Source organism: Micromonospora sp. WMMD1102 (assembly GCF_029626265.1).
Lineage (GTDB): Bacteria > Actinomycetota > Actinomycetes > Mycobacteriales > Micromonosporaceae > Plantactinospora.
This window is the reverse complement of record NZ_JARUBN010000001.1, coordinates 319,131-343,280: the sequence shown is the minus strand read 5'-3', so window position 1 is coordinate 343,280 and position 24,150 is coordinate 319,131. Positions and strand designations below refer to the sequence as shown.

At 70.2% G+C, this 24,150-nt stretch carries 18 protein-coding genes, 1 tRNA gene and 3 pseudogenes; 8 read left to right on the top strand and 14 right to left on the bottom strand.

The window, feature by feature from the left end:
- Window positions 1-89: 89 nt before the first annotated feature.
- The 3 genes from O7626_RS01770 to O7626_RS01760 all read left to right on the top strand — a co-directional run bounded on the left by O7626_RS01770 (window position 90) and on the right by O7626_RS01760 (window position 3,837).
- Window positions 90-1,196, top strand: coding sequence for a ricin-type beta-trefoil lectin domain protein (locus O7626_RS01770; RefSeq protein ID WP_278058580.1), 1,107 nt, complete (start codon window positions 90-92; stop codon window positions 1,194-1,196).
- 113 nt (window positions 1,197-1,309) lie between these two features.
- A complete protein-coding gene (locus O7626_RS01765) occupies window positions 1,310-2,506 on the top strand; it encodes a glycosyltransferase family 1 protein (protein WP_278058578.1) in 1,197 nt (398 codons plus the stop codon).
- Window positions 2,503-3,837 carry a glycosyltransferase gene (locus O7626_RS01760; RefSeq protein ID WP_278058576.1) on the top strand — a complete coding sequence of 445 codons (1,335 nt, stop codon included), beginning with the start codon at window positions 2,503-2,505 and terminating at the stop codon, window positions 3,835-3,837. Before O7626_RS01765 ends, O7626_RS01760 begins: the two co-directional genes overlap by 4 nt.
- Here O7626_RS01760 and O7626_RS01755 read toward each other — a convergent pair.
- Window positions 3,818-4,648: a phosphoribosylaminoimidazolesuccinocarboxamide synthase gene (locus tag O7626_RS01755; RefSeq protein WP_278058574.1), complete on the bottom strand. Its 831-nt coding sequence runs from the start codon at window positions 4,646-4,648 to the stop codon at window positions 3,818-3,820. The two genes, O7626_RS01760 and O7626_RS01755, sit on opposite strands and share 20 nt — an antisense overlap.
- Before the next feature lie 203 nt (window positions 4,649-4,851).
- On the opposite strand from O7626_RS01755, the gene O7626_RS01750 reads away from it, so the two are divergent.
- On the top strand, window positions 4,852-6,249 hold the full coding sequence (locus tag O7626_RS01750) for an ABC transporter substrate-binding protein (RefSeq protein ID WP_278058572.1): 1,398 nt from the start codon (window positions 4,852-4,854) through the stop codon (window positions 6,247-6,249).
- Between the two features lie 103 nt (window positions 6,250-6,352).
- On the opposite strand, the gene O7626_RS01745 is transcribed toward O7626_RS01750, so the two are convergent.
- From O7626_RS01745 to metG, 3 genes are all read right to left on the bottom strand, one after another.
- Window positions 6,353-6,604, bottom strand: coding sequence for a hypothetical protein (locus tag O7626_RS01745; protein ID WP_278058570.1), 252 nt, complete (start codon window positions 6,602-6,604; stop codon window positions 6,353-6,355).
- Between the two features lie 107 nt (window positions 6,605-6,711).
- Window positions 6,712-7,206, bottom strand: coding sequence for an anthrone oxygenase family protein (locus tag O7626_RS01740; protein WP_278058568.1), 495 nt, complete (start codon window positions 7,204-7,206; stop codon window positions 6,712-6,714).
- A 44-nt stretch (window positions 7,207-7,250) separates the two neighbouring features.
- Window positions 7,251-8,807 (bottom strand): methionine--tRNA ligase, encoded by a 1,557-nt coding sequence (metG, locus tag O7626_RS01735; RefSeq protein WP_278058566.1) that lies wholly within the window; start codon window positions 8,805-8,807, stop codon window positions 7,251-7,253.
- A gap of 156 nt (window positions 8,808-8,963) precedes the next feature.
- Here metG and O7626_RS01730 point away from each other — a divergent pair, with 156 nt between their 5' ends.
- Window positions 8,964-9,806, top strand: a complete 843-nt coding sequence (locus O7626_RS01730; protein ID WP_278066024.1) for a transposase family protein — start codon at window positions 8,964-8,966, stop codon at window positions 9,804-9,806.
- Window positions 9,807-10,399: 593 nt separating this feature from the next.
- Complete coding sequence (locus O7626_RS01725) at window positions 10,400-10,930, top strand: hypothetical protein (RefSeq protein WP_278058564.1); 531 nt, start codon at window positions 10,400-10,402, stop codon at window positions 10,928-10,930.
- Between the two features lie 858 nt (window positions 10,931-11,788).
- Here the strand turns inward: O7626_RS01725 and O7626_RS01720 are convergent.
- The 8 genes and pseudogenes from O7626_RS01720 to O7626_RS01685 all read right to left on the bottom strand — a co-directional run.
- Window positions 11,789-12,118, bottom strand: a pseudogene (locus O7626_RS01720) (DDE-type integrase/transposase/recombinase); the annotation flags it as partial.
- Window positions 12,119-12,136: 18 nt separating this feature from the next.
- A complete protein-coding gene (locus O7626_RS01715; protein WP_278058562.1) occupies window positions 12,137-12,832 on the bottom strand; it encodes a hypothetical protein in 696 nt (231 codons plus the stop codon).
- Window positions 12,747-13,277, bottom strand: coding sequence for a membrane dipeptidase (locus O7626_RS01710; RefSeq protein ID WP_278066023.1), 531 nt, complete (start codon window positions 13,275-13,277; stop codon window positions 12,747-12,749). The genes O7626_RS01715 and O7626_RS01710 overlap by 86 nt, the downstream gene beginning before the upstream one ends.
- Before the next feature lie 96 nt (window positions 13,278-13,373).
- Window positions 13,374-14,150, bottom strand: a pseudogene (locus tag O7626_RS01705) (transposase family protein).
- A 57-nt stretch (window positions 14,151-14,207) separates the two neighbouring features.
- On the bottom strand, window positions 14,208-15,680 hold the full coding sequence (locus tag O7626_RS01700; RefSeq protein WP_347404847.1) for an NF041680 family putative transposase: 1,473 nt from the start codon (window positions 15,678-15,680) through the stop codon (window positions 14,208-14,210).
- 473 nt (window positions 15,681-16,153) lie between these two features.
- Window positions 16,154-16,227 (bottom strand) — tRNA-Met (locus O7626_RS01695).
- Between the two features lie 105 nt (window positions 16,228-16,332).
- Window positions 16,333-19,362 carry a UPF0182 family protein gene (locus O7626_RS01690; protein ID WP_278058558.1) on the bottom strand — a complete coding sequence of 1,010 codons (3,030 nt, stop codon included), beginning with the start codon at window positions 19,360-19,362 and terminating at the stop codon, window positions 16,333-16,335.
- A 100-nt stretch (window positions 19,363-19,462) separates the two neighbouring features.
- A complete protein-coding gene (locus O7626_RS01685) occupies window positions 19,463-20,479 on the bottom strand; it encodes a PDZ domain-containing protein (RefSeq protein WP_278058556.1) in 1,017 nt (338 codons plus the stop codon).
- 184 nt (window positions 20,480-20,663) lie between these two features.
- Here O7626_RS01685 and O7626_RS01680 point away from each other — a divergent pair.
- Window positions 20,664-21,806: pseudogene (locus tag O7626_RS01680) on the top strand (zinc-dependent metalloprotease); the annotation flags it as partial.
- A gap of 195 nt (window positions 21,807-22,001) precedes the next feature.
- Here the strand turns inward: O7626_RS01680 and O7626_RS01675 are convergent.
- Together O7626_RS01675 and O7626_RS01670 are read right to left on the bottom strand one after the other, a co-directional pair.
- Window positions 22,002-22,598, bottom strand: coding sequence for a hypothetical protein (locus O7626_RS01675; RefSeq protein WP_278058554.1), 597 nt, complete (start codon window positions 22,596-22,598; stop codon window positions 22,002-22,004).
- A gap of 102 nt (window positions 22,599-22,700) precedes the next feature.
- Complete coding sequence (locus tag O7626_RS01670) at window positions 22,701-23,231, bottom strand: M48 family metallopeptidase (RefSeq protein WP_278058552.1); 531 nt, start codon at window positions 23,229-23,231, stop codon at window positions 22,701-22,703.
- Window positions 23,232-23,768: 537 nt separating this feature from the next.
- Between O7626_RS01670 and O7626_RS01665 the strand changes: the two genes are divergently transcribed.
- Window positions 23,769-23,936 (top strand): DUF5679 domain-containing protein, encoded by a 168-nt coding sequence (locus tag O7626_RS01665; protein WP_165436864.1) that lies wholly within the window; start codon window positions 23,769-23,771, stop codon window positions 23,934-23,936.
- Window positions 23,937-24,150: the final 214 nt, after the last annotated feature.

Sequence of the window (24,150 nt, the reverse complement as noted above, 5' to 3'; positions counted from 1 at the left end):
GCCCGGGGTTGACCGATCGCCGCGACCAGGATCAGAATGCATTCATCCAGATCGTTGTTAGCGCTAACATGAGCGCGGGGAGCAGCCGAATGCGCACAAGGGTGAGATGGTTCGCGGCGATCGCCGCGCTGGGCATCGTGGCCGCCGGTGTGGCGGTACGCCCGGACGCGGCCAACGCCGAGTCCAACGGCGGGGTACGGGTGATGCCGCTCGGCGACTCGATCACCGAGGGCACCCAGATACCGGGCGGATACCGCATCGGTCTCTGGCAGCGCCTGGTCAACGGCAGGTACACGGTGGACTTCGTCGGCTCCCAGTTCAACGGGCCGGCCAGTCTCGGCGACCACGACCACCAGGGGCATCCCGGCTGGCGGATCGACCAGATCGACGCGAACGTCGTCGGCTGGCTGAACGCGCAGCGGCCACGGAGCGTCCTGCTGCACATCGGCACCAACGACATCCTGCAGAACTACAACGTCGGCACCGCCCCGAACCGGCTCTCCACCCTGATCGACCGCATCACCGGCACCGCCCCCGACGCGGACGTGTTCGTCGCGCAGATCATCACGCTCTCGAACAGCAACCAGGCCGCGGCGGCGCGCACCTTCAACGCCGCGATTCCCGGCATCGTGCAGAGCAAGAGAGATGCCGGCAAACGGGTGCACGTGGTCAACATGAACAGCGCCCTGACCACCGCCGACCTGATCGACGGCGTCCATCCGACCGCCGGCGGCTACGACAAGATGGCCGCGGTCTGGCACACCGCGCTCCAGTCGGTGGCCGGCAGCATCGGCTCCCCCGGCACCGGCACCCCGACCGCCGGCGCGATCGTCGCAGCGGCCTCCGGCCGGTGCGTCGACGTCCCCGGCTACAGCACCACGAACAGCACCCAGGTGCAGCTCTGGGACTGCCACGGTGGCACCAACCAGCAGTGGAACCACACCTCGGGACGGCAGCTCACCGTCTACGGCAACAAGTGCCTCGACGCCGAGGGTCGCGGCACCTCCGCCGGCACCCGGGTCACCATCTACGACTGCCACGGCGGGACGAACCAGCAGTGGAACGTCAACCCCGACGGCACCATCACCGGCGTACAGTCCGGGCTCTGCCTGGACGCCGGCGGCACCGGCAACGGTACGAAGCTCGTCCTCTGGACCTGCACCGGCCAGGCCAACCAGCAGTGGAGCCGCCGGTAGCCGGACCGGACCGGGTGGCACGGCCGTGGCGCTCCTCGCATCGTCGCTGACAGTTCGCCGGCAGGTCATGATGGCGTGACCTGGACGGTGGGGACCTGCACGACGGTGGGCGCATGCGGATCGCGATCGTCACGGAGTCCTTTCCGCCGGACGTCAACGGGGTGGCGAACTCGGTCGTACGGGTCGCCGAGCACCTGGTACGGAGCGGTCACCGGCCCCTGGTGATCGCCCCGCAACCGGCGCCCGGCACCCGGTACGCCACCGACGCGCTGCCCTACCCGGTGGTACGCCTGCCCTCGGTGCCGATGCCCGGGTACCCGCAGTTCCGGCTCGGCCTGCCGGGGCGGGAGCTGGCGGCGGCGCTGCGCGGGCACGACGCCGACCTGGTGCACCTGGCCAGCCCCTTCGTGCTCGGCGCCCGAGGCGTCGCGACGGCCCGGACGATGGGACTGCCCTCGGTGGCGGTCTACCAGACCGACGTCGCCGCCTACGCGCGGGCGTACCGGGTGCGGCTGACCGAGGCCGCGGCGTGGCGCTGGCTGCGCCGGGTGCACAACGCGGCGAGCCGTACGCTGGCCCCGTCCACCGCCACCGCCGCCGCGCTCGCCGAGCACGGCATCGGGCGGATCCGGCTCTGGCAGCGCGGGGTGGACAGCGAGCGGTTCCGGCCGGAGCACCGCAGCGCCGCGCTGCGCCGGGTCCTCGCTCCCGGCGGCGAGGTGCTGGTCGGCTACGTGGGCCGGCTGGCGGTGGAGAAGCGGGTGGAGCTGCTGGCCGGGGCGAGCACCCTACCCGGGGTCCGGGTGGTGGTGGTCGGCGACGGCCCGGCCGCCCCGGCGCTGCGCCGGGCGCTGCCGCAGGCGCTCTTCGTCGGCGCCCGGCACGGCCGGCAGCTGGCCCGGATCTACGCCAGCCTCGACGTCTTCGCGCACACCGGGCCGTACGAGACGTTCGGCCAGACGGTGCAGGAGGCGATGGCCAGCGGGCTGCCCGTGGTGGCGCCGGCCGCCGGTGGGCCACTGGACCTGGTCCGGGATGGCCGGACCGGTCACCTCGTCCCGCCGGACGACCCGGAGGCGTTCACCGCCGCGGTCGCGGGGCTGGTCGCCGACCCGCATCGCCGGGCGGAGTACGGCCGGGCGGGGCGGGCGGCGGTGCGCGGGCGTACCTGGGCCGCGGTCGGCGACGAGTTGCTCGGGCACTATTCGGCGGTGCTCGCCGAGGCACCGGCGGTGCCCGCACCCCGGCCGGGCCGGCTGTTCCGGCTGCGCCAGGCAACCGGGTCCGCCGTGGACGGCAGGGCCGCATGAGGATCGTGCGGCTGGCCAACTTCATCACGGGAAGTTCGGGTGGGCTGCGTACCGCACTGCGCCAGCTCGGCGCCGGGTACGCCGCCGCCGGGCACGAGCCGGTGCTGGTGATGCCCGGCCGGTACGACCGCGACGAGTGGACCGAGCAGGGTCGGGTGATCACGCTCGCCAGTCCGGCCGTACCGGGGATGGGCGGTTACCGGGTGATCGTCGACCGGGTACGCCTGGCCCGGCTGCTGCGACAGCTGCGCCCCGACCGGCTGGAGATCTCCGACCGGACCACGCTGCGCTGGACCGGCGCCTGGGCCCGCCGGCACGGCGTGCCGAGCATGATGGTGTCGCACGAGAGCCTCGACGGTCTGCTCCGGCTGCTCCCCGGCGGCCACGCCGGGCCGGCAGCCGGCAGCCGGCCTCGGCTGGTCGACGACGGGCAGGCCCGGCTCGACAACGGCAGGCAGGCCCGGCTGGTCACCGACGACCGGGTGCGCCGGGTGGCCGACCGGCTCAACAGGCGCACCGTCGCCGGGCACGACCGGATCGTCTGCACCACCTCGTGGGCGGCGGCGGAGTTCCGGCGGATCGGCGCCGCCAACCTGACCCAGGTACCGCTCGGCGTCGACCTCGACCACTTCCGGCCGGACCGGTACGACCCTCGGCTGCGCGCCGGCCATGCCCGACCCGACGAGCTGCTCCTGCTGCACTGTGGCCGGCTCTCGCCGGAGAAACGCCCCGAGCGGTCCCTCGCCGCGCTGGCCGGGCTGCGGGACCGGGGCGTACCGGCGGTGCTGGTGGTGGTCGGCGACGGGCCGCGCCGGGACCGGCTTCGCGCGACAGCCGCTCGGTACGACCTGCCGGTCCGGTTCCTCCGGCACGTCGCCGACCGGGACCTGCTGGCCCGGCTGCTCGCCACCGCCGACGTGGTGCTGGCACCGGGGCCGGTGGAGACGTTCGGCCTGGCCGCCCTGGAGGCGCTGGCCAGTGGTACCCCGGTGGTGGCGAGCGACCAGAGCGCCCTGCCGGAGGTGCTCGGTCCGGCCGGGCTGGCCGCGCCGGGCGAGGGGCCGGGCTACACCGAGGCCGTGCTGGAGCTGGCCGGCCGGCCGGCGCCGGAACGCCGGGCGGCGGCCCGCCGTCAGGCCGAGCGCTTCCCGTGGTCGACGGCGGTGGCCGGCTTCCTGGCCGCGCACGACCTGCCGGTACCCGCCGAGCCCCTGACCGCCCCCACGGTCGCGACCGCCGGCACGACTACGGCAATCGCCACGGCTACGGCGGCCGTCACGGCCGGGGGCAGGGGCAGGGGCGCGCCGTCGGCTACCAGTGGCGGCCGGTGAGCTGCTCGTACACCTCGACGTAGCGGGTCCGGGCCACCTCGACGACCTCCGGCGGCATCTCCGGGGCCGGCCCGGTCCTGTCCCAGCCGGTGCCGACCGCCCAGTCCCGGACGAACTGCTTGCTCAGGTTGAGCTGCTCCCGGCCGGGCTGGTAGGAGTCGGCCGGCCAGAACCGGGACGAGTCGGAGGTCAGCAGCTCGTCGCCGAGCACCATCGTGCCGTCCGGCGCCCAGCCGAACTCGAGTTTCGTGTCGGCGACCAGGATGCCCCGGTCGGCGGCGAGTTCGGCGCCGCGCCGGTAGACGGCCAGGGTGGTCTCACGCAGCCGCTCGGCGGTCTCGGCGCCGACCTTCGCCACCACGTCGGCGAAGGTGATCGCCTCGTCGTGCTCGCCCTGCGGCGCCTTGGTGGTCGGGGTGAAGATCGGCTCGGGCAGGATCGACGCCTCCACCAGCCCGGCCGGCAGCGGCACGCCGCAGACCGCACCGGTCCGCTCGTACTCCTTCATGCCGGAACCGGTGAGGTAGCCGCGCGCGATGCACTCGACCGGGATCATCTCCAGCCGGCGTACCCGGATCGCCCGCCCGGCCCACCCGGCCGGCACGTCGGTGGCCGAGACGACGTGGTTCGGCACCAGGTCGGCGAGCTGCTCGAACCACCAGAGCGAGAGCGTGGTGAGCAGTTTGCCCTTGTCCGGGATCGGGGTCGGCAGCGCCACGTCGTAGACCGAGACCCGGTCCGAGGCGACCAGGACCAGGTCGTCGCCGTCGGCGTAGACGTCCCGGACCTTGCCCGAATGCAGCAGTTCCACGTGCCCAAGTACATCACGCTGGCCGGGCCGGGCCCGGTCCGGCCCGAGCCGCCGGGCCGGGTCGGACAGCGGAGTCGGACAGCCGGGCCGTTCCGGGTGGCGGTTGGGCGATCTTGCCCGTACGGGCGTTGACACCCGCCGAGGTCGACTGTGTAAATGATCCGGTTGCCGCCACAGCTGACCCGCTGTCGTCAGGAGTTGTCGTGCCTTTTCCCTCCCCCTCCCCCGTGGCCAACGAACCTCCCGGGCCGAACAGCGCCCACGTCTCCGCCAGAGTCCCCGTCCCGGGCGGACGTTCCACAGCGGGCGGACCTGCCGGCGGCCGGCTACGCCGGCGGCTGGGTGCCGCGCTGCTCGTGGTCGTCACCGCGCTCGCCGCCGGCTGCACCGGCGAGGAAGCCGCACCCAGGGACAACAGCGCGAAGATCTCCGTCTTCTGGTGGGGCGGCGATCGGCGGGCCGAGCTGACCAAGCAGGCGCTGGAGGTCTACACCAAGCGCTACCCGCACGTCACGTTCAAGTTCACCCACCAGGGCAACGCCGGCTACTTCGACCGGCTCTCCATCGAGGCCGCCGCCGGCAACGCCCCGGACATCTTCCAGATCGACGACAACTACCTCACCGAGTACGCCCAGCGGGAGATCCTGCTGGACCTCACCGACTACGTCCGGACCGACGTACTGGACCTGCGGAAGCTGCCGGCCGGGCTGGCCCAGTCCAGCCAGGTCACCGGCCGTACGGTCGCCGCCGCGGCGGCGGAGAACACCCCCGGCCTGATCTACAACAAGAGCCTGCTCGACCGGCTCGACATCCCGGAACCGACGATCGGAATGTCCTACCAGGAATACCTGGCCTGGGCCGAGCAGGTCTCCGAGCGCAGCGACGGCGACGTCTTCGGCACCATGGACCCGTCCGCCGACTACAAGGCACTCTGGCTCTGGCTGCGGTCGCAGGACAAGGAGCTCTACCGGGGCCGGCAGGTCGGCTTCACCGAGAACGACCTGACCCGCTGGTTCGAGTTGTGGGCCGGGGCCCGGCAGCGCGGTGCCGCCCCGCCGGCCTCGGTGACCCAGCCCGCGAACAGCGGTGACGTGACGAAGCAGCTGGTGACCAGCGGCCAAGCCGCGACCTCGTTCGTCTGGTCGAACCAGCTGCCCGAGTTGCAGAAGCTCACTAAGGACCAACTCGGGGTGGTGAGCTATCCCGGCGACCCGGCCGCGCACTGGGCCCGAGCCTCGCTCTACTGGGCCGCCTACCGGGGGACCCGGCACCCGGACACCGTCGTGCACGTCATCGACTTCCTGGTCAACGACGCCGTGGCTGGCGAGATCCTCGGCACCGAGCGTGGGCTGAGCGCCAACCTGGACGTACGGCGGGCCGTGGAGGCGTCGCTGACCGACGAGAGCATGAAGAAGTCGGTCGACTTCGAGACCACCATGACGGAGAAGTTCGGGTCGGCGCCGGTGCCGCCGCCGAAGGGGCACGCCACGATCAAGCAGCTGCTGATCCAGGTGGCCGAGGACGTCCAGTTCGGCCGGGCCTCGCCACGTGCGGCGGCGGCGTCCTTCATCAACCAGGCGAACGCCGCGCTGACCAGCTGAACGGGTTCCCGGAGTGCAAGGAAGGGCCCCCCGTTATCGCTTTCTGTTGTAGCGGGGGCCCTTCCTTGCACTCCGACGGCACGGGGGCAGCCGACCGGGCCGGTCAGCCCTTTCCGCCCCGCCCGCGGTTGCGCATCACCAGGACCAGGACGGCGACGATCCCGCCGACCACGATCAGACAGCAGACCAGGCCCCATATCCCGAAGCTGCCCCGGGCCCGGCGGCCACGGGCAGCCTCCAGGACCAGCTCCCCGGGTCCGCTCGACGCCCAGGCCACGGCCGGTACGAACACTGTCAACGCCGCCGTACCGAGCACTGCGGTCAGGCGGACCCACCAGTTGCGGAAAATCTCCATGCCTACATCCTCGGGGCTGCCGGCAAGTCCCGCCGGCAACCCGGCCGCTCGGCGGGGCGGATCACCGGCCCCGCCGGTGTCGGTCACGCCGCGCGGCCGGTGCCGGGTCAGCCCTGCCGGCCGTAGCTGACGAGAGCGACGAGCAGGCAGCCGAACGCCGTCCCGGTCAGTACGACCCGGAGCAGGTTCCACGCCCGCCACCGCGCCTCGCCGAAGTCCCGGCGTACCCGGGCGAGGTCGGCGATCCCGTCCGGGTCACCGGCCGCCTTGATCGCGTCGTTCGCCGGTACGTTCACCGCCAGGGTGATCACGATCACCGCCAGGTACAGCAGGAACGCGGCGGCGATCCACGGCAGCCCGTCGTCGGTGTCCGCCCGCAGGCGCAGCACGGCGGAGAGCCCGGTGAGGATCGGCGCTCCGAAGAAGCACGACATGAACCACGGATTGATGATCGCCCGGTCGACCGCTTGGAACGCGCCCACGAAGGTACGGTCGTCGGTGCGGCCCAGGCCCGGCATGATCGTGTGCGCGTACAGCACGAAGACGCCGGCCACCAGCCCGGTGGTCATCGCGGCGCCCCCCAGGACGATTCCGGTCAACACCTGTCCGCCTCCCCGTCGCTCCCGTCGACATCCGCTGTGCCAGGCTACGTCTCCAGGCGTGGGAAGAGCGCCGGTGGCTTGCTGACGGTCGTCCCCGCGACGCCGTCCAGCCAGGCCGCCGCCGGGGGCACGGGGGCCGAGGACGAGCCGACCGCCGCCAGGATCGCCGCACCCGGACCGGGCAGGAACGGCGAGACGAGCGCCCCGAGCTGTCGAACGGCTGCCACCAGGTGGTGCAGTGTGGTGTCAAGCGCGTCCGAGGCGGCGGTGTCGCCCGCGTCGGCGGCCTTCGCCAGCTTCCACGGCGCGCGTTCGTCCACATAGGCGTTGGTACGCCGGACCAGGTCCCAGATGCGGGTCAGCGCCTGCTTGTGGTCGTATCCGGCCATCGCGTCGAGCGATCCCGCCGCGCTGTCGCGCACCTGCCGCGCCAGCGACGCCTCGGGCGCACCCGCCTCGCCGGCCGCCGGCACGACGCCGTCGCGATAGCGCAGCGTCATGCTCGTCGCCCGGCTGAGCAGGTTGCCGAGGCCGTTCGCGAGATCGGTGTTGTAGCGGGTGACCAGGCGCTCCTCGGAGAAGTCCCCGTCGCCGAACGGGGAGAAGTCCGCGAGCAGGAAGTACCGTACGGCGTCGACGCCGTACCGCTCGATCAGCTCGGCCGGGTCGACGGCGTTTCCGAGGCTCTTGCTCAGCTTCTGGCCGCTCACGGTGATGTAGCCGTGCACCACGACCTCGGTGGGGGTCGGCAGGCCGGCGGAGATCAGCATCGCGGGCCAGTAGACGGCGTGGAAGCGCAGCACCCCCTTGCCGACGACGTGCACCCGGCGAGCGGCGTCCACCCAGTACCGCCGGTAGTCGTCCCCGCCCCGCGACCACCCGAGCGCGTTGGTGTAGTTGGTGAGCGCGTCGATCCAGACGTACATCACCTGCGAGGGATCGTCCGGCACCGTGATGCCCCAACCACGGGCCCGGTTCATCGAGCGCGAGACGCTGATGTCGGCCAGCCCCGCCCGGACGAAGCTGGTCACCTCGTTCGACCGGGTCTGCGGCACCACCCGGATCTCGCCCGCCTCGATGGCTTTGAGCAGGGGCTCGGCATACCGGGACAGCCGGAAGAAGTAGTTGGTCTCGCTGACCGGCTCGGGCTCGACGAGGTGCTCGGGGCACTTTCCGTCGACCAGTTCGGCCGGGGTGTAGAACTGCTCGCAGCCGACGCAGTAGAGGCCCTCGTATTCCCGCGAGTAGATGTCGCCGGCCGCGCTCATCCGCTCCCAGATGCGCTGGGCGCCGTCGAGGTGGTCGGCGTCCACCGAGGTCCGGATGAACCGCCGGTACCCGATGTCGAGCCTGTCCAGCAGCCGCACGAAATGGTCGACGTTCCGGTCCACCAGTTCGCGCGCCGACAGACCCTCGCGCTCGGCGGCGAGCACGTTCTTCAGCGAGCTCTCGTCGGAACCGGTGAGGAGGTAGACGTCGACTCCCAGGGAGGCCAGGTGACGCGCGTAGGCGTCGGCTTCCACGTACTCCAGGGCGTGCCCGAGGTGCGGGCGCGCATTGACGTACGGGATGGTGGCCGATACGAAGGCCGTCTCTACCACGATCTCCCCCGGGGATTGAGCTGATCTCAGCGACGCGAACGTGTTGATTGGTGCGACACGGATGAATGCGGCGAGATCGGACGGTGCTGGAAGCGGACGTGAGGTCCTCGGTAGGTAGTTCTCACCACAAGATCACCTACACGGTGAGGACCACGCATAATCGCATATCGTGCCACGGTCGACGTCCCGAGGGAACTCGTGCAGTACCTCGCGCGGCTCCTGTACGTACAACGCCGTGCCCGCGGCACCCGCCGTGACACCCGGGCGATGACCTGCTTCCACCAAGCCCTGATGGTGCTCGTCTGGTTCCGCAAGGCCGAGGACATGACCCTGCTGGCAGCCGGCTTCGGCATCTCCCGAGCGACCGCCTACCGCTACCGCGACGAAGGCATCACGGTCCTCGCCGCCCAGGCGACCGACCCACACACCGCCCTGCACCGGGCCGCCGCCGACGGCTGGTCCCACGTGATCCTCGACGGAAAACTGTTCGACTGCGACCGGCTCACCGAAACCACCCTGTCGGTCAAGGGCGAAACGATCGACGCCTGGTACTCCGGGAAGCACCGCGACTTCGGCGCGAACATCCAGGCTGTCATGCGCCCGGGCGGGCTGCCGATCTGGACCTCCGCAGCGATGCCCGGGCACCTGCACGACACCAGCTGCGCCCGCGAACTCGGAATCACCGCCGCACTGAACTGGTCCGCCGCGGACCTCGACCTGCCGGCCCTGGCCGACTCCGGCTATGAAAGCGCAGGCCACGGCATCAAGACCCCGATCAAGCAGCCCACCGACGGTAGCCGGCTCGCACCCCACAACCGCGCCTACAACCGACTGCTCCGCGGCCTACGCTGGCAAGGCGAACGCGGCTTCGCCATCCTGGTCGGACGCTGGAAGACGCTACGCCACACGACCGTCAGCCCACGCCGAATCGGCGACATCGCCGCCACCGCGCTACACCTGACCCACTTCGAGTACGAATACCTACCGAAAAGTCGCTGAGATCACTTCATTCTGCACGTCTGAGTGTTCCGGACGTTCGGCGAACACTCGCAGGCAGCGTAGCCAGAACCGGGTTTACGAACGGCACAGGCCCGGCACGGACGACGGCGATGGACCAGGACACCTTGCTATGGTTCTCGGCCCGGCCGGGCATCCGGTGGTTACCGGTCGCGTTCCTGCTCGCGGTGGCGGTCGACCCGCGCGCCTTCGGCGGCCTATTGAGGGCCTTGCCGACCTGGAAGCCCTGCCCACGGCGGCTTCGTCTCGGGTTCACGTCCCATCGGACGCAGTTTCAGGTGTGGCCGGGCCCGCCACGACGCCGTTAGCATTAGCGGTTCCGATCGGGGAACGGGGGAGTGCTGGACATGCCAGGGGTGAGTCGTAAGCCGCGGCCCGAGCGCCTTAACCGGGCGTTCGTCGTGACGGCGTTCGCCACCGCCACTATCGCTACTGTTGGTTGTGGAGTCAGCCCGTTCCGTAATGATGGACCCGCCAACTCCGAAGCGACCACCACCACGCCAGGGAGAGTGGTATACCAGCAACCGGCCGACCCATGCGCCGCGGCTTCGCCGGAGCTGGCCAAGCGGCTTGGCATGACCGACGCGACCCCACGATCGACGACGCAGTTCGCAAGGGATTCCGCCACGACGAAGGACCCGTTGGTGATCTACGACCTTGTCACGTGCGAGTGGGTGGTGGCAAACCCGACGAAAGGGCCACGCGGCCGCCCCAACCAGTGGACCATGCGGGTCGCGTACGCGGTGATACAACCCGAGCGGGAGAGCGCGCCCGTAGTCGCCCAGACGGTGTACACGCAGGGGCACGACGGCTTGTGGGAGCACAAGGACATCACCGTCGTACGTGAGGGCAAGCCGACGGTATCTGCCGACGACGGCTACTACGTCTACGCGACGCGACGGTCGGCGACGGGTACGAGCGGCGAAGTGCAATCCGCGGTCCGGATTGCCAATGCCGTGGTCACCGTCGAGTTCAGCGGCGCCGACCTCACCACTGATCCGACGTTGCCGCGTGGTCTGCAGCTTGTCACGAAAGCCGTTGCGGAGTCTCGGCTACAGCCCGCTGTGGAGGATCTGCTGCCCGAGGCGCTCGGCCTACTGCGGTAACAACGCTGGCCAGAATCGGTCCCCGCCCGGTCGGCTGTCGGTGGTGACGAGGTGGTGTTGGACGAGGCGCAGGCGCGCGGTCGGGCGGCGTCTGGCGGTGCTGCCTGCACGGCGACGGCCGGAGGTGGTGATCTGCTCGCCGTACCGGCGGGCGGAGCAATCTCCATGAGAAACAAGACGTAGATGCGGGTCAGGCCGATGGTATCGACGTGCAGGAAGTCGCAGGACAGGATGCCTTTTGGCCTCTGCGGTGGGGGGACTCGCTCCATGTCGGTCCCATCCGTCGCGGTGCCGGACCGGCACCGCGCCCTGTTCAGGCTCACCCAGACCGTGCTGGCTGCCAGCCGGTGACCCAGGTTGGCCAACTTTCCCTGGATGTGCCGACATCCCCAGGTCGGGTTGTCCCGAGCCAGCCGCAGCACCAACCGGCGCACCTCGGCCGTGACCGGTGGGCGACCCCGCCACCTCGGGTACGTCCACCGCCGTGCGATCACGCCCTGGCCCTGTCAGCCCCACCAGCGCCCTCACCCGCAGCCCTCGCGGCGGCACTGGCCGTGTAGAAGGCACCCAGCCCTACCGACGCGTGGCGTCCGGCCGCCCCCGAGTCAGAACCGTGAGCAAGGGTTCACCCGCCTGCCCGGGCCGCCGTGTCACGCGTGACATACGCGTGAGTCACGGTGCCCCTGCCCCACCCGGCCCCCTCCCTTCGGGAGGAGGGGCCGGGCGGCTCGTTCACGCCCGGACGTCGCGGCGACCGCATCGGCGGCCTGCCCGTCACCGCTGTCGTCCAGCCCCCAGGTCTTCCCATGGCACACCCTCGATCAGGGTGTTGCGACGACACTGGAATCCGCCTTCCCCGCCGTGGTCGGAATGGAAGACCGCACCGTCCAGGCTGCCCCTGGTTCGCCGCGCGGCGGTCAGGGCGTCAACGACGAGGTCGGCGCGCATGTGGTCGGCGATGGCGTACCCGACCAGCGGCCTCGATCGCAGCACGGTCGCGAGGTAGAGGAACCCGCGCTCGCCCACGGGCAGGTAGGTGATGTCGCCGACGTAGCGCTGGTTCGGGGCCCCGGCGGTGAAGTCCCGGCCGATGAGGTCCGGGGCCTTGGCCGCGGCCGGGTCCGGGATCGTGGTGCGGTGTCGGCGGCCCAGCCGCAGCCCTTGCAGGCCGATACGGCGCATGACCCGGGCGTGCGCTTGCGGTTGTCAGTGCGTGAGGGACCTCCATGGGATGCGCTGATGAAGGTCGGTCATCAGATCTGCCAGTGTCATGGCGCTGTCAGGCGTGAGCGGCCCCCGCACGACCGCCATCAAGTCGGAAGGCTCGAATACGATAATGGCCTGAGATGCTCGTGGATCGGCCGCAAGCCAATGGATCAGCGGTGGACGTAGCAGGAATTGCGCAAAAGCCGGAGTATCGGTGCTGACGTGGAAGGTCGCATCGAATTGCGGGTCCCCGATCTGGATGTCTCGGCGGAATGCGGTGGCCCAAGAGAGCCGCTGTGGGGCAAGGCGCAGCGGCGGACCAGCTACAGGGCGCGGCACCAACACCACGGTGTACTCGGGGGTGCGTGTCGAGACTTCGAAGGTGACAGCGTGCTGCCGAGGCGCCGGACGTCGCACCTGGAATGCCTGAAACGGCACGCCGCGCATGGCTCCGTCAATCTGGAAGTCCACGTAAATCATCGGGTCGCCGACAATGTCGTTGATGTCAGGCGCTCTGCCGGGTAGGTTCGGCTCGAAGCGACCAAAGCGCATCCCGTTACGCATGGCGAATTCCGATAATACGGCGGCTGTGTCTTGAAGTTTCTGGCGCTTACCTAGCCTGATCGGGATCAATATCGCCAACGCACCAGCGAAGGCGACGACAATTAATAGCAGAACGACCATTCCGGAACTCATCGGCCCCTCCCCGAACCTTGAGATCAACACACAGGAGCCAACGATACACAGAAGGATCTACCATCTGGGTCGCTCGTGCCGTGATGGGCGTTATGGTCGGCAAAGTAGCTTGGCTTGGTAGGGCAGTCGCCGAGTCTGTCGGGAGAGCTTCCTGCGCGGGAGACGCGACCCGGCCAGCGGCGACCGCCCGGTCGACCTGCGCCGCCGTCGTCGCCATCGCCAGGTCGTCGGGGTAGCGCCGCATCATCCGGTACACCGCGTTGATCTGCTCCAAGGTTGCCGTGACCGCGGCGTCACCGGTAAACGAACACGGCACGAAAACCAACCAGAACTGGGCGCCGATTCCGCCGGCCCTCAGCCGGGGCAAATCCGCCCGGCGGCGTAACGTACACAGCAGATCGCTGTGCCCGTCGAAGACTGGCGCCGCTGCAAGCAGCGCCCGCATGCGTTCGACACCGGTACGACCCGTCACGGCGCTACCCTACGACCCTAAAGGACGTCTCGTAACTCGGTGAAGGATTGCCCGGCAACGGTGCTGGTGTCATCCCGCCAGGGTGATGTTGTGGAGATGGGCGATACCGGAAGCGGTATCGGTCAATGTGCGGGCGGCGCGGCGGTAGTCGCGCAGGATCTTGGAGGTCTTCATCCTGGGGAGGGCGTGTTCGACCTGGGCTCGGACCTTCGGTGCTGCTTGTTCAGATCCTTCTTCCAGTCGGGTAGTACGCTGCCGTCGGCGGGCTTGCGGTACGGGGTGATCACCTCAGGGTTGCCGCGGTAGGCGCCGTCGGCCATCACCGGCCGTCCGGCCAGCTTCTGGTCGATGCCGCTGGTGCGGTAGACGATCGTGTCGTTGCGGTTGCCCGGTTGCGGGTCGCCGAGGGCGACCACGAGGCGGGTGTGGGCGTCGATGGCGATGCAAGTTCGTGGAGTAGCGGTAGTTCTTGCTCTGGGCGGCCAGGCGGTGGTCTCGGGTCGGGATCAGGGTGCCGTCGACGATGGCGATCTGGTCGACCCGGCGTCGGCGTGCCGGGGCCAGGGCGAGCAGGGGGCCGAGGGTGTCGATGACTCGGTGGGCGGCGGAGTGCGACACCCCGAACAGCGGGCCGATCTGCCGCATCGTCAGATTCGTGCGCCAGTACGCGGCGACCAGCAACACCCGATCGGCGAGGTCGAGAGCCCACTGCCGGCCCGGCCGGCCGGCCGCGATCGCGTCGCCGCCATGCTCGGCGACCAGCCTGACCAGCTTGCGGAACTGGACGGGCTGCAGCCCGGTGAACGGGAAGATCCACTCCGGGCGAGCTACCGAGATCACCTGCACCCTGACATGATCCACATGGACACCTACCGCGTTGCGAGACATCCCTTAGCTTGATCTTTAACCTGTGCGACGTGGCCTCGGGTTATTCGAAGTCTTCGTTTTCTTCGTGCAGCCTTTCGGTTTTGTGCTGGTGGCGGCGGTGACGATGTGGACGTCGTGGCGGGTTGCCGGGTGGCGGTTGCGTAGTCCGGGTGGTCGGCCGGGTCCTGGTCGGGACGGTTTCGGCGCGCGGGCGGGGTTGCCGGCTTTGCCGCGCAGGTGCCGAAACCCTCGCCGGACGCGGGCGGGCGTGAGTCGCTCGGGCGACGCTGGGCGTTCCCAGGGCCGGCGCAGGTCGCCGACGGCGCCTCGGGCGAGGCGCAGCTGGGTGTAGGCGGCCAGCACGAGCCAGGTCCAACGGTCGGCGGCGTGCGGATCGCGCAATTTCGGGCTGGTCCAGCCAAGGGTTTGCTTGAGCATGCGGAAGGTGTGCTCGATGTCGAAGCGGCGCAGGAACGCCTGCCAGAGCAGGTCGACCTCGGCGTCAGTGGCGGCCGGTTGGGACCACCAGAGCCAGACCGGTTTCGCGTTGGCACCTGATGGCAGCCGGTCGACGGTCAGCAGGATCACGGTGCCCTCGATGATCGGCAGCGGGCCGTGCTGGGCGGTCCATGCGGTGCGGTGGGTCAGCCTGGGGTGCAGCCGGTGCCAGGCCCGGGCGGTCGCGGTGCCGTAGAGACGGGTGTCGGTGGTCGTGGCGACGTCCGGGTCGCCCCAGCTGGCCGGGTCACCGAAGATGAACTCGCCGCCATGCCTGCGTGGGCGGCCGGTGGTGCCCGGCAGTCGGGGTGGCGTGGGGCGGCGTAGCACCCGGTCGGAACGCATCCGCACCAGAACCTGCACCGGCAGGTCGGCCAGCAGGAACGCCAGCCGGGGTCCGTCGTATCCGGCGTCCGCGACGATCCACACGTCCGGATCACCGGGCTGCCACTGCCCGGCAGTGATCAGCCGTCGCACCACGTCCCGCAACTGGCCGGCGGTGACCGTGGCAGCGTCGTCGCCGGGTGCCAGCCTGCGGGCGTCCAACGGGGCGGTCCACGAGGTGCGCCCCGCCTCCAGGGCGGTGACGAACGAGTACGGCCAGCCCGGCACCCCGATGTGGGTGTCCTTGCCGCGCCCGTAGGTGTGGCACAGCACCCGCTCCGGGCAGGTGTGCGCCTCCGGCCGCAGCCAGCAGGTCACGTCCACCGCCAGAACGATCCGCCCGTCCGCGGCCCGCGGCAGCGGCACCGCCGCCACCGCGGTCCGCAGCCGCTCGATGTCGATCCGGCCGCGGTTCAACGCCGCGTACAGCGAGCCGTGACCGCGGCGGTGCTCACCCACCAGCGACAACTCGACCAGAGACCGCACCGGCGCGCCTGCGCACAACAGCGCGTCGGCCAGCTCGAACAACGCATCCCGGCGAGCGGTCAGACAGGCGTGGAACTCGCGCCGGAACGCCGCCAGCCGTCCGACCTCATCCTTCGTCCCGGCATCGTGCACACTGACCACCAGACAGCCCTTGGTTGCGATCTTCTTCCCTAGACAAGAGGAATGATCGATCAAGGGCTGTCACCATGATCAGCCGGGGTCGATGCCGCCGCCCCACAGGTTAAAGATCAAGTTAGACGGCCGCAGCGGGGCACGACGTCAAGCAAATCCGGGCGGTCGCGTGTAGTGGCGCCATGACTGATCACATGCACGATCAGGCATGAGTCGTCGTCGACGCTGTCGATCTCCGTAGCGACGGCGCGGGCGAACTCGCCCTAACCCATCCGAAACCCCAGCTCAACAGCCCCTCAACCAACTACGCAACGGCCCTGCTTCGGGAGGAGGGGGCAGGATGGTACATCGACCAGACCATCGCGCCGGGGTGGCCAGCAGGTCCCGAACCTGCCGGGGCCTGACGTCACGTCCGGCGGACAAACGATCATGGGTCGGTTCTCGATTTCTCGAGAACCGACCCATGGACTGCTACTTCTTCGTAGCGGGGACAGGATTTGAACCTGCGACCTCTGGGTTATGAGCCCAGCGAGCTACCGAGCTGCTCCACCCCGCGTCGACTCGTTAACACTAGCGCACACCACCCACGCCCCGCAAAACGGGGGGTGGACTACCCGGCGGCGGTTGTCGAACCACCGCCGGGTGGCCACGAAACCCCTGTTCAGCCGCTCGGCAGGGCCGGCGACGGAGTGGGCGTACCGCCGCCGGCGACCGGTGAGCCGGTCGGGGCGGCGGACCCGCCCGGAGCCGGTGCCCCGCCAGCGGCCCGCTGGGCGTTCTGGAACTCCGTCATCGCGTCGTCGAGCGCCTTCAGCGCCCGGCCGTACCGCTCGAAGTCGCCCGAGGTCTGGGCGGCCTTCACCTCGGCGATCGCCGCCTGCACCTTGCTGGCGGCGGCGGCCAGTTCCGGCGTGAGCTGCGGATCGCCGGTCGGCGGTGCCGTCGGGGTGGGTGTCGGGTTCGGGGACCCGTCGGTGTTCGGCGGTGGCGGCGTCGGGGTGGTCGGTGCCGCCTTCTTGCCCTGCTCCACCAGCTGTTTGATGCCCTCTTCGAGGCTGTTCGCCAGGACGACGTACTGGCCGCCGTCACCGTACGAGACGAGCACCCGTTGCAGCAGCGGGTAGGCGTTCGTCTGGTTGCTCTTCACGTAGACCGGCTCGACGTAGAGCATCCCGTTACCGAAGGGCAGCGAGAGCAGGTTGCCGTACTGCACCTGGGCCTGGTTGGAGGAGAGCAGGTTCAGCTCCTGCCGGATGTTCGCGTTGTTCGTCATCTTCTGGTGCACCTGGACGGGTCCGGAGACCGCCGTCTGGTCGGGCAGTTCCAGCACCTCCAACCGGGGCTGGCCGTTCAGGTACGACCCGCTGATCAGCGCGGCGAGGTTCTGCCGGCCGGCCGGGGTGACCGCCGAGGTGAGCTGGAAGCGTGGCCCCTCCTGCCCCGGGAACTGGGTGTAGAGGTAGTACGGCGGCTGCCGCTCGCCGGAGTCCGGCGCGTCCGGGACGTTCGGCACCTCCCAGAAGTCCTGCCCGGAGAAGAACTCGGACGGGTCGGTGACGTGGAACTTGGCCAGCAGGTTGCGCTGCACCTTGAACAGGTCGGCCGGGTAGCGGAAGTGTGCCGCCAGGTCGGCCGGGATCTCCGACTTCGGTTTCACCAGGTCGCCGCCGAACGCCTTGTTCCAGGCCTTCAGCACCGGGTCGGTCTCGTCGAACTGGTAGAGGTTCACCGTGCCGTCGTACGCGTCGACCGTCGCCTTCACCGAGTTCCGGATGTAGTTGACGTTCTCCCGGGCGAGTTCGAAGGTGCCCAGCCCGGTCAGCTCGTCGGCGGTCTGCTCCTGGAGGTTGACCTGCTCCGCGTACGGGTAGGTGGCCGCCGTGGTGTAGCCGTCGACGATCCACTGGATCCGCCCGCCGACCACCGCCGGGTACGGGTCGCCGTCCAGGGTCAGGAAGGGTGCGACCTTCTCCACCCGGTCCCGGGGGTTACGCACGTAGAGCAGCTTGGAGGCATCGTTGATCGCGCCGGAGAGCACGAAGTTCGGCTCCTGCTCCTTGATCGAATAGAGCAGTCGGCGGCCGAACGAGCCGATCTCGACACCACCGGAGCCGGTGTAGGTGTAGTACTGCTCGCCGCCCTCCCGGCCGGTCGGCCGGTCGAACTCGACCGGGTTCTTCCCCTCGGTCTGCCCGACGATCGCGTAGTCGCTGCCGTCCATCTGCTCGCCGTAGTAGATCCGCGGCTGGGTGGCCGGGATCGTCTCGGTCGCCGACGAGCACGCCTCCTCGGTGCGCTCGCCGAGGAAACCGGAGACGAAGTACGGCTGCCCGCCGCAGACCACCTGGTTGGCGGGGGCGCCGACCAGGCCGTACCCGTGGGTAAAGACCGTGTGCCGGTTGATCCAGTTGCTCTGCTGGTCGGTCAGCTCCAGATAGTTGATCTCCCGCATGCCGACGACGTAGTCCTGGGTCTCGCCGTTCACCTGGTAGCGGTCGATGTCGAGCTTCGGGCCGAAGTCGTAGAAGCCACGCACCTGCTGGAGCTGGGTGTACGTCTCCGAGACGAGTTGCGGGTCCAGCAGCCGGATGTTCGGCACCACCGAGGTTTCGGTGGCCAGCGACTCCGGCGGGCGCAGGTTCTCGGCGCCGAAGGGTGCCGAGACCGTGCCGGCGAGCCCGAAGGCGTCCCGGGTGGCGACGATGCTGCGCTCGATGTAGGCGGCTTCCTTGTCCTTGACGCTCGGCTTGACCTCGAAGGTCTGCACCGCCCACGGGTAGATGCCGCCGATCGCCACCGCCGAGATGCCGAGCAGGGCGAGCGAGATGCCGGGCCAGACCAGGTTCCGGATCACGGCGTTGGAGAAGACGACGATGGCCAGCGCGACCACCACCGAGATGTACGCCAGGATCTCCTTGGCCGGCAGCAGCGCGTTGATGTCGGCGTAGCCGGCGCCGTACAGGTCGACGCCCTCGTTGAACTCCAGCAGCATCGCCCGCCGGTCGAGCACGTAGGCCAGCGCCTTGAGCAGCACGAAGACCGCGACGAGCGTGGTCAGGTGGGCCCGGGCGGCGTTCGTCATCCGGTCGCCGATGCCCTGTAGCCGCACCCCGCCGAAGAGGTAGTGCATCGCCAGCGAGCCGATCACGGCCAGCACCACGGCGGTGAAGCCGACCCCGAGCAGATAGCGCAGGAACGGGAACTGGAAAACGTAGAACCCGATATCGATCTTGAATTCCGGGTCCTCGATGCCGAACGTCTGCGCGTTGCGGAACAGCATCCACTGCCCCCAGCGGGTCTGCGCGGAGAGACCGGCGAAGAGCCCGACGACCACGCCGATCGCGACCAGCCAGGTGCCGACCCTGGGCGCCAGCACCGAACGGTACCGCTCCAGGGTCACCTGCTCCGGTGAACTCGGCCGGAGCAGCGGCCGGAGCCGGTAGGCCAGCCACATGTTGCCGGCGACCAGCAGCGCCATCGACACGCCGACCGCCACGAAGAGCAGGATCCGGGTGACAAGCACCCCGCTGAAGACCCGGGTGTAGTCGACCTCGTCGAACCAGAGCCAGTCGGTCCACGCCTGGACTCCCCAGCCCAGCAGGGTGAGGAGCAGGAACACCCCTAGGAGTACGCCGACCGTGACGCGACCACGTCGACTCATTCTTGGCAGGGGGCTGCTACGCATGACCACTGTTGGCTCCGCACCTTCGGCAATGACCGGCTCTGATCAGAGCACCTAGACTACGGGGTGTTTCTGAGTGGGACCGGTCCCCCTGCGGGCCCTGCGCGGTTCAGCACTTCGCCGGCGTGCCTCCGGCCCGGATCGCGTCCAGCGCGGTCAGTGCCTCGTCGAGGGTTCCGACCCGGGCCATCGGCAACCCCGGCTGGGCGTTGCGGACGGCCTCCTCGCAATTGTCGGCCGGCACGAGAAAGTACTTCGCGCCCGCATTCTTCGCGCCGACCAGTTTCTGCGGAATGCCGCCGATCGGCCCGACCTGTCCCAGATCGTCGATGGTGCCGGTGCCGGCAATGATCTTTCCGCCGGTCAGATCCTCGCTGCGGACCTTGTCGACGATGCCGAGCGCGAACATCAGCCCGGCGCTCGGCCCGCCGATGTCCCCGAGGTCGATCTTCAACTCGAACGGGTGCGGCTGCCGCTGCTCGATCTCGACGCCGATCCGCGGCGGGTCGTTGCCGGTGGCGGCGCTGACGATCGTCGCGCCGGCCGGCGCACCGTCCCGGGTGTAACCGATCTTCAGCTCCGAGCCGGCCGGACGCCCCCGGATCGCCCCGGTGAGGCTGGCCGCCACCTCCACCGGCTTGTCGTCGACCGAGGTGATCACGTCACCGACCTTCAGGACGCCCTCCGAGGGGCCGCCCGGGGCGACGGTCTTGACAACCACCTGCACCGGATAGCCGAGTTCGCGCAGCGCCGCGGTCTCGGCACTGGTCTGCGAGGCGGCGAAGTCCTCCGCGTTGCGCTCCTCCACCTGCTGCTGCGTCTGCCCCGGCGGATAGATCAGCTCGTACGGCACCACCGCCTCGTCCGAGGAGATCCAGCCGGCGATCGCGGAGAGCAGCTTGACGTCGGGCTGCACGCCGACCGTGGTCAGCCGGAGCTGCCCGGCCGACGTCGAGGTCTCCCGGCCGGAAATCTGGATCACCTCCTTGTCGTCCTGCCGGCCCAACGTGTCCACCGTCGGCCCGGGACCGAGCACGACGTACGGGATGGGTGCGGCGAGCACGCCGATGCTGAGCAGGGCGGTGAGCAGCGCGCCGAGCAGGACCGTGACACCGCGACGTCTCATGGCCGCCAAGCCTACCCAGCCGGCACCCCCCGGGCCGGTTCGTGAACCCCAAGTTCGCCCTCGGCGTGACACCTGGGCGGGCGGTACGCCCCCCGGCGCGCGTACCGTGGACGCCGTGCCTGATATCCCGTTCGGCTTCGCACTGCCGGGTGGCCAGCCGCCCGACCCCAACGACCCGCAGCAGATGCAGCAGTTCATGGCGCAGCTGCAACAGCTGCTCGCCGCGCCGGGCAGCGGTCCGGTCAACTGGGACCTGGCCCGCCAGGTCGCGGCCAGCCAGCTCTCCTCGGCCGGCGACCCGGCCGTGACGCCGTACGAGCGCAACGCCGTGGAGGAGGCGCTCCGGCTGGCCGACCTCTGGCTCGACCCGACCTCGGCACACCCCTCCGGGATCCGCACCTCGGTCGCCTGGAACCGGAACGAGTGGATCTACCGGACGCTCGACGTCTGGAAGAAGCTGTGTGACCCGGTCGCCGGCCGGATGGTGGCCGCGATGGGCGACCTGGTGCCGCCGGAGGCGCGCGCCCAGCTCGGCCCGATGCAGTCGATGCTCACCACGCTGGGCGGCGCGCTCTTCGGCGGCCAGCTCGGGCAGGCGCTCGGCTCGCTCGCCGCCGAGGTGCTCTCGGCCGGCGACATCGGCCTGCCGCTCGGCCCGGCCGGCACGGCCGCGCTGCTGCCGGCGAACATCCGGGCGTACGGCGAGGGCCTCGAACTCCCCGAGGACGAGGTACGCCTCTACGTCGCCCTGCGCGAGGCCGCCCACCAGCGCCTCTTCCAGCACGTACCGTGGCTGCGCGGGCACGTCCTGACCACCGTCGAGATGTACGCCACCGGCATCACGGTGAACCGGGAGGCGATCGAGGAGGCGATGGGCCAGCTCGACCCGATGAACCCGGAGTCGATGCAGGCCCTCTCGGTGGAGGGCATCTTCACCCCGGAGGACACCCCGGCGCAGAAGGCCTCGCTGGCCCGGTTGGAGACCACGCTGGCCCTGGTCGAGGGCTGGGTCTGCCACGTCGTCGACACCGCCGCCGCCGAGCGGCTGCCGAACGTGAACCGGCTCGCCGAGGCGTTCCGGCGCCGCCGGGCCGCCGGTGGCCCGGCCGAGCAGACCTTCGCCGCGCTGGTCGGGCTGGAGCTGCGCCCTCGCCGGCTGCGCGAGGCCGCCGCGCTCTGGGCGGCGCTCACCGAGCACCGGGGCATCGCCGGCCGGGACGCCCTGTGGGGACATCCCGACCTGCTCCCCGGGGAGGACGACTTCGCCGACCCGGACGCGTTCGCCCGGTCCCAGCTCGACCTCGGCGACCTGGACGACTTCGACTTCGGCGCCGCCGCCGCCGAGGAGGGTTCCGGTACGCCCGGACCCGCCGAACTCCGGGGCGAAACCGACACCGACCGGCCCCGGGACGGTGACGACGGCGGCGGGACGGCCGGCGACGCGCGGGACGACGACGGCGAGGCGGGCGGCGGTACCGAGCGGCGCTGACCCGGGACGACCCGGGTCACCCGCAGGCCGATGTCAGCCGCCGAGCAGCATTCGGGTGGTGTCCCAGCCCTCCACCGCCGGGTCGAGCGTCGACAGGTCGGCCGGGGTGCGCAGCCGGCGCCAGCCCGGGGCTACCGCGACCTCGGCGGGGCGTGGCGCGGCGGCGCGTACCAGGCCGGGGTCGGCGGTGTCCAGGTCGATTTCCGGCAGCCAGTCCGGCGCGGGTAGCCGGGTGGCCAGGCCGAGCAGCCCGGGACCGGGATTCGCCGGGGCGACCGCGACGGTCCGGCTGGTCAGCGGGCGGAGCAGCTTGCCGAGGATCAGGCCGGGTACGTCGGGCGCGTCGGCGACGAGCACGGCGGCCTGGTCGTACCCGTCCCGGGTCGCGGCGTCCAGCGCGGCGCCGACCCGGCGGGCCGGCAGGTCGTACACCGGCATGCCGGGCCAGGCGACCGCGTCGGCCAGCGGGCGGTCGGCCGCGGTCACGGCGATCGCCGGCTCCACCTCGGCCAGCATGGCGACCAGGTCGACGACGTCCTCGGTGAGGGCGGACCGCCACCGGGCCGGGTCGGTTTCCGGTGGCGCCCAGGCCACGGGTCCGGGCAGCACCACGATCACACGGCGGGTCACCCGGCGACCCTACCGGCCCGGAGCGCGCCGCAGCCGGTGCACCGGACCGCACCCCTCGCCGCTCAGGCCGGTTCGACGACCGCTGCCCTGATGACCGTGGCCTCAGTCAGCCAGGACGACTCCGGCGGTCGCCGCGACGCCCTCCAGGTAACCCCGGGCGCGTTCGGTCTTCGGATAGCGCCCGACGAGTTCCCAGAACCGCGCGTTGTGGCTCGGCACGACGAGGTGGGCCAGTTCGTGCAGGAGCACGTAGTCGATCACCCAGTCGGGCATCTCCTGGATGCGGTGCGAGATCCGGATGGTCCGGTCGGCCGGGGTGCAGGAGCCCCAGCGGCCGTTCTGGTTCGTCACCCACCGGACGCTGGCCGGCACCGCCGCCCGGCCGTGCTCGCTGAGGTAGCGGTCGATCAGCCGCCTGGACCTGAGCAGCAGTTCCTCGTCGGAACGTCCGAGCCGCTCCTCCCGGGCGGCCAGCCGGGCGAGCATCCGGTCGACCCACTCGGTCTCCTCGGCGCGGGAGAACTGGTCCGGGATCAGGACCACGACCCGCTCGCCGTCCCGGTACGCGGACACCGTCCGACGCCGACGCTGACTGCGCCGTACCTCGACGACCGGCTTCCGCAACCCCGCCATTAGCGGCTCGCGCAGCCCCGGGTTTCGTTCACGATGGAAAAGTAATGCGTACTGGCCAGGTCACCCAAGGGTCAACCTATGGAAGGCCGCCGGAAAAATACCGGTTAGCGCCCAAGCGTCCGGAAAAAATTCATTGCGGTGATCGCCTGCGTACCCATGATCGCCCGGTCCCGGGCACCGACGGCGTACGGTCGGCCCGCCGGTGGCAACCGTAAACGATCATCCGCCGAGTTCGCCAGCCGCCCCTCCGCGAGGCCGGCAGTGGGCCCCTGATCAGCGATCTGACGGGGTTCATCCGGCGTGTCCCTGCGAAACTGACTTATCCGACCTATTGCGGCATGCACACTCTGGGCGTCGACTTCCTCACAGTGTCGACAGATCGCTGACATGGAACTGCCCAGATCTGGGTAGGGTCCGCGAACCGGCGGTCACATCGGTGATCGCGGAGAAATCCCAGCGCTGGCGCCTACGTGGCCGCCCGCCGCCGGGCGCACGTCGGGCTCGCGAGAGTCCGGCGGATGAGACGAGGAGGGCACCGTGGCCGAGAAGGCCCAGACCTACAACGGGTACTGCGTGAAGTGCAAGGAAAAGCGTGACTTCGAGGGCAACGTCGAGGTTTCCAAGACGGGCATGAACATGGCCAAGGGCAAGTGCCCGGTCTGCGGCACGACCGTCAACCGGATCCTCGGCAAGGCGAAGGTCTGATCGCCGGGAAGCACGCGCGACTGCGGGAAGGGGTGGCCGAGCGCCACCCCTTCCGCTGTTCTGTCGCGCTGCCGACACCCGCTGTGATGTCCGCGCGCCGACAGAAGTTACCCATCAGTTGTGGATAACACCCGAGAACCTGTGGATAAAGCAGTGCACAGCCTCCACCCGTTGTGGACAACCGTCATCGGTCCGCACCCCGCCGGTGACAGCG